Source organism: Pseudomonadota bacterium (assembly GCA_030860485.1).
Classification (GTDB): Bacteria; Pseudomonadota; Gammaproteobacteria; order JACCXJ01; family JACCXJ01; genus JACCXJ01.
This window is the reverse complement of sequence record JALZID010000008.1, coordinates 1-5,539: the sequence shown is the minus strand read 5'-3', so window position 1 is coordinate 5,539 and position 5,539 is coordinate 1. Positions and strand designations below refer to the sequence as shown.

Annotated in this window: 6 protein-coding genes; all 6 read left to right on the top strand. The window is 67.5% G+C overall.

The window, feature by feature from the left end:
• Positions 1–494 precede the first annotated feature (494 nt).
• Positions 495–1,553: a nicotinate-nucleotide--dimethylbenzimidazole phosphoribosyltransferase gene (gene cobT, locus M3461_00240; GenBank protein MDQ3772918.1), complete on the top strand. Its 1,059-nt coding sequence runs from the start codon at positions 495–497 to the stop codon at positions 1,551–1,553.
• Positions 1,554–1,842: 289 nt separating this feature from the next.
• Positions 1,843–2,406 (top strand): bifunctional adenosylcobinamide kinase/adenosylcobinamide-phosphate guanylyltransferase, encoded by a 564-nt coding sequence (cobU, locus tag M3461_00235; GenBank protein MDQ3772917.1) that lies wholly within the window; start codon positions 1,843–1,845, stop codon positions 2,404–2,406.
• Between the two features lie 7 nt (positions 2,407–2,413).
• Entirely contained in the window at positions 2,414–3,016 is a 603-nt protein-coding gene (locus M3461_00230; protein MDQ3772916.1) for a histidine phosphatase family protein, read from the top strand.
• Complete coding sequence (gene cobS, locus M3461_00225; GenBank protein MDQ3772915.1) at positions 3,013–3,741, top strand: adenosylcobinamide-GDP ribazoletransferase; 729 nt, start codon at positions 3,013–3,015, stop codon at positions 3,739–3,741. Before M3461_00230 ends, cobS begins: the two co-directional genes overlap by 4 nt.
• Positions 3,742–3,879: 138 nt before the next feature.
• Positions 3,880–4,743: a hypothetical protein gene (locus tag M3461_00220; protein MDQ3772914.1), complete on the top strand. Its 864-nt coding sequence runs from the start codon at positions 3,880–3,882 to the stop codon at positions 4,741–4,743.
• The gene (locus tag M3461_00215; protein ID MDQ3772913.1) at positions 4,740–5,177 is read left to right on the top strand and encodes a molybdenum cofactor biosynthesis protein MoaE; all 438 of its coding nucleotides are present in this window, start codon (positions 4,740–4,742) and stop codon (positions 5,175–5,177) included. The genes M3461_00220 and M3461_00215 overlap by 4 nt, the downstream gene beginning before the upstream one ends.
• Positions 5,178–5,539: the final 362 nt, after the last annotated feature.

Below are 5,539 nucleotides of genomic sequence, written 5' to 3'. Positions count from 1 at the left end.
GCCATCTTGACCCTGCGCGCACTCCACCAGAGCGAGCGCTTTGAGCGCGCCTGGAAGTTGTTGTCCAGTACCTACCAACGCACCGTCGAGATCCCAGAAAACGTCGTGCTGTTCCCTAAACGAACGGTGCATTGAGGTCTCAGTATCAGAGCTACACCCTTCCTGTTCATTGATCCGGCCTCCGCCCAGGGTACGCTCATCGAGCCGCAAAGATGCGCCTCGGGCCCGAGGTCGCACAGCGCCTGCCGACGACCAGCGCTCCCCGCACCTCTGCGGAGCCCGAGCTGGCCGACCTTTGCGGAGCTCGCGTCCCGAGTTTATCGTATGCGTGGCCCGAGCGGATCGCGGCGCGGACCCTGGGCACGATGGGTCAACCCTGCTGCTACCCCACCTTGCAAGGCAGGCGAGGGATCGGACGCCTCTGAACCCACGGGCTCTAACCCCATGCCCCGTCATTCCGACACCTGATGAGCGTCGATCCACGGGTCTACACGATGCGGCGCCAGGCGATCCTGCCAACGGATATCCCCGAGCCGTGCCGCAAGAGCCGCACGCAGGCGCTCGCCCGTCAGGCGCGCCTGACCAAACCTAGCGGGGCCTTGGGCGCGCTCGAGGACCTAGCGGTGCGGCTGGCGGGGCTCTACGGCACGGGGCGTCCCGCGATCGACCGGGTCGCGATCACGGTCTTCGCGGCCGACCACGGGGTCGTGGCGGAGGGGGTTTCGGCCTATCCGCAAGCGGTCACCCGCGAGATGCTGCGAAACTTTTTATCCGGCGGGGCGGCCATCAGCGTACTGGCGCGCGCGATCGGGGCGCGGCTCGAGGTCGTCGATGTGGGCGTGGTCGAGCCGTTGCGCGACTGTGCCGGGCTGGTCGTGGCGCGCGCCGGGGCCGGGACCGCCAATTTCGTGGAACAGCCGGCCATGAGCGAGGTACAGCTCGAGCGGGCCCTGAACGCCGGCCGCGAGGCGATCGAACGGGTGCGAAGCGCGCGTGCGCAGCTCTTTGTCGGTGGCGAGATGGGGATAGGGAATACCACCTCTGCGAGTGCCATCGCCTGCGCCTTGCTCGGCGCCGATCCGGCGATCATGGCCGGTCCCGGCGCCGGCCTCGACGACGTCGGGGTGGCGCATAAGCGCGCCGTGATCGCGGCGGGACTGTCACGGCATAGAGCGGCGTTAGGCGATCCCCTGGAGGTCCTGCGCCGTCTCGGTGGCTTCGAGATCGCGGCGCTGGTCGCGGCCTATCTCCATGCCGCGGCGGGCGCCGTTCCGGTGCTCGTCGACGGCTTCATCGCGAGCGTGGCGGCCTTGCTCGCTGTCGGCGTCCAGGCGGCCGTCGGCGAGTGGTTGTTCTACGCCCATCGCTCAGCCGAACCAGGCCACGGCCAGGTGCTCGGCGCGCTCGGTGTCCGACCGCTCCTGGACCTCGGCATGCGGCTGGGTGAGGGGAGCGGTGCGGCCCTCGCGGTACCGATCCTGCGGCTTACGTGCGCACTGCACGGCGGGATGGCGACCTTCGACGAAGCGGCGGTGTCCGGCCCCGCGCCGTGACGGGCGGCGGATCCGCCTCGCCTGCGATTGGTCATATGCTCGCCTGCGATTGGTCATATGATAGACCGGTCGATGCTTCCGGTTTGAGAGACCCCGTGCCCACCCCCGACAATCGAGACGAGACCTGTCCAAGGTGTGGCCAGAGCTTCGGGTGCAGGGCCAAAGAGATCGCGAGCTGTCCTTGTGATGGCATCGCGTTGTCCGCCGCGGAGCGCGCCTACGTCTCGGCGCGGTTCGCTGCCTGTCTGTGCTCGGACTGTCTACGCGCAATCCAGATCGAGGCACGCCGATGCGCACCTTGATCGTGGGCGGCGCCCGCTCGGGCAAGAGCCGTTATGCCGAAGCAGAGGCGCAGGCTTCCGGGCTCGGGGTCGTCTATGTCGCGACCGCCCAAGTGGCGATGTCGGAGGCGGATCCCGAGATGGCGGCGCGCATCGCCCGCCACCGCGCGCGTCGTCCACACGACTGGGTGCTCATCGAGGAGCCGCTACGGCTCGCGGAGACGCTTGCCCGGCAGTCCGCGCGCTCGCGGTTCGTGATCGTCGATTGCCTGACCTTGTGGCTCGGCAACCTGCTGGCCGAGGGCGGATGGCGCTTCCAGACGGAGCGTCGCGCGCTCTTCGAGGTGTTGCCGGGCCTCGAAGGTGAGGTGTGGCTGATCGGCAACGAGGTGGGCATGGGCATCGTGCCCGAGCATCCGCTCGCGCGATGCTTCGCCGATGAGGCGGGGTGGCTGCACCAGGACCTCGCCCGGATCTGCGAGCGGGTGGTGTGGGTGACGGTCGGACTCCCACAGATCCTGAAAGGGCGATGCGGGCCGGAAGCGGCCGTCGCGGCGCCATATCTTCGCTGATCGCGTCATGACGACGCGGCCCGGCACCGTCATCGACCTCTTGCGTCACGGCGAGGTCGAGGGCGGGCTGTGTCTCGGCGCCCACGCCGATGCGGCGCAGAGCGCCGTCGGCGCGCGGCAGGTCGATTCCTGGGCACGTGCCCCATGGCGTTGGGCCGGGATCGTCAGCTCGCCACTGGAGCGCTGCCGGGCCGCGGCCCGCGCCCTGGGCGCGTCCCTTGGACTCACGCCGCGCATCGAACCGCGGTTCCGCGAGATCGGGTTTGGCGAATGGGAAGGCCGGCCCTGGAAGGAGTTGCTTCGCGAGCACGGCGACGCGCTATTCGCCTTCTGGGCGTGCCCGGGGGACCATCCGGCACCGGGCGGCGAGGACTACGCGGCCTTCGATGGGCGGGTGTGGGCCGCTTTCGAGGACCTGATCGGCGAGGCCGGCGGGCAGCACTGGTTGGTCGTGAGCCATGGGGGGCCTATCCGCGTGATCCTGCGTAGGGCCTTGGATCTGCCCGTCGGCAGGCTGTTTGATATCGATGTACCCTACGGCTCGCTCGCCCGAGTGCAGGCGGACGAGACCGGCGCCCCGGTCTTACTGTGGCACCGGCCCCCCCCTTGATCACGGCCTTTTGGGCGGCGCTCGGGTTTCTCACCTGTCTCCCGGTGCCGCGCGGCTTGCCGCACGGGGGACCGACGGCAGGCCATTCGGTGGTTATGTACCCGCTCGCGGGCCTCGTGATCGGCGCGCTTTGCGGCATCGAAGCGGCGCTCTTCGATGGGGTGGGCGAGGGGCTGCGCGCAGCGATCGTCGTGACCCTGTGGGTCGCCCTGACGGGTGGGCTGCACCTCGATGGGCTTGCGGATTGGGCCGATGCCTGGGCCGCTGGCCGCGGGGACCGCGACCGGAGCCTGGCCGTCCTCGAGGACCCGCATGCCGGGGCGATGGCGATCGTGGCCGTGGTCCTCGTGCTGCTCGTAAAGTTCGCCGCCTTGGCGGAGGTCCTGGGGGGCCAAGCCTACGCCCCCCTGATCCTGGCACCGGTGCTGGGGCGGACGGCGGTGACCCTGGTGCTCCTGACTACGCCCTATGTGCGGGTGAGCGGGCTCGGCAGCGAGCTCCTGGCGAACCTGCCGAGACGCGCGGCGATCGGCTCCGCCGGGGTTGCCTTCGTCGTTTGCGCGTTCGGTCTCGGTGTGTTCGCGACGGCCAGTGCGCTCGCGACCGTGTATCTGCTACGCCGGTTCATGATCGCCCACCTCGGTGGCTGCACCGGCGACACACTCGGGGCCACGGTCGAGGTGGTCGAGGCCGTGATACTGGTCACGGCGGCGTCAGGCCTGTAGGCTGGAAGAGGGGAAGGCGGATCCCGGCGACGGGGCTTTGGAACGGTGTTGGTCCCAGTCTATGACTGGATCGTCCGTATCGATCGCCAGACCTTCATTTGTATATCCTTACACGTCCCTGGCGGGGTGGGTTCTCGAATGGGTCTGGACGTTCACGGCACGCGCTTCTTGCTCTATGCACTGAGCCTCGGGGCTTCTTTCGAGCGCACGGCGATGATCGGACGCCAGACCCTGCATCTCAGCGCCGCCGAGCTCAGGCGCAACCTCGCGGCCTTCGGGTTCGTCTATCCGCTGAACGCGGTTCATGCCCTGTGCCGGCGCAACCAGGGCTTCGCCGAGCCGTTCCTGGAGGTCTTGGGCGCCCGGACGATCCGGTCGTTCGATGCCTCGGCTTACGAGCACGCGACCGATATCGTGGACCTCAACGTGGCGCTTGCCGATCGCTACAAGGGGCAGTTCACCGCGGTCATCGATGGTGGATCCCTGGAGCATGTGTTCAATTTTCCGACCGCCCTCCGGAGCTGCATGGAAATGCTCGCGAGCGGAGGGCATTTTCTTTCGATCGTGCCGTGCAATAACTTTCTGGGGCACGGTTTCTACCAGTTCAGCCCCGAGCTGTTTTTCCGGGCCTTCGGCGAGAGCAACGGTTTCGAGGTCAGAAAACTGTTCGTGTTCGAGGATCGGCCCGGCGCCCCCTGGTTCGAGGTCGCGGACCCCGCGCGCGCCCGGCGGCGCGTCGAATTGGCCAACCGCTGGCCGACCTACCTCGCGGTGTTGGCCTGCAAGGACCGTGAGACGGCGCTTTTTACCCAGGCCGTTTATCAGAGCGACTACGAGACAATGTGGGAGGAGCGGCTCTGGGACTCGCCACTATGGCGCCTGGGGAGGCGTTTGATGCGCTTCGTGCCGACCCCCCTGCGCGTGCTTTACGGCGCCATCGAACGCCGTGGACTCTTCTGCCGCTACGATCCCAAGGTCTTCACCAAGGCCAAGCTGCCATGAGGATCGAGATCCGCGATGCCCCCTTCGACCCGTGGGCGGAGATGGCGCGCTACGAGCGCGAGTCGCTGGCCGGATCGGGGCGGCACGGCGCCTGCGCCGTCTTCGTCGGTACCATGCGCGACTTCAATGAAGGCGATGCGGTGCGCGGCATGACACTCGAGCATTACCCGGGTATGACGGAGCGGCATCTCAGCGGGATCGCCTCCGAGGCCATGACGCGCTTCGGGCTCATGGATACCCTCATCCTCCACCGGATCGGCGCCCTGTCGCCTGGCGAACCCATCGTGCTTTGTGCGGTGTGGTCCGCGCACCGTGCGGCGGCCCTCGAGGCCTGCCGGTTTCTCATCGAGGACTTGAAATCGCGCGCCCCGTTCTGGAAACGGGAGACGCTGGATTCGAGTGTCCGCTGGGTCGAGCGCAACACACAGAGTTGAATGTGGTGTGCTCTGACCAGGGCGGTAACTGCCCAGGTCCTTCCCTACGGCGTTGGTCGGTCGGCATCGGTGTCATCCTGGCCGGCCGATAAGACGCCGCTAGACTACTATACCCATCTCGTTCAGGTTTTCGGTATGCCTTGGTAAGGAAGGCGACGATTCCCGATCGCCCATCCCCTCAATCCCCTCCCGTTGGGAGGGGAAGAAATATCGGCTGTCCAATGGCTTATTCCCCCTCCCTCCGGGCTGTAGCTTGCCCATAACATGTGCTGGACACAGCGCCCGCCGTGTCGTAGACTCGCGGCATGGTTACGATGGGCGGACGCACGTTCTCGCAGGAGATCCTGACTCGGATCGCCGAG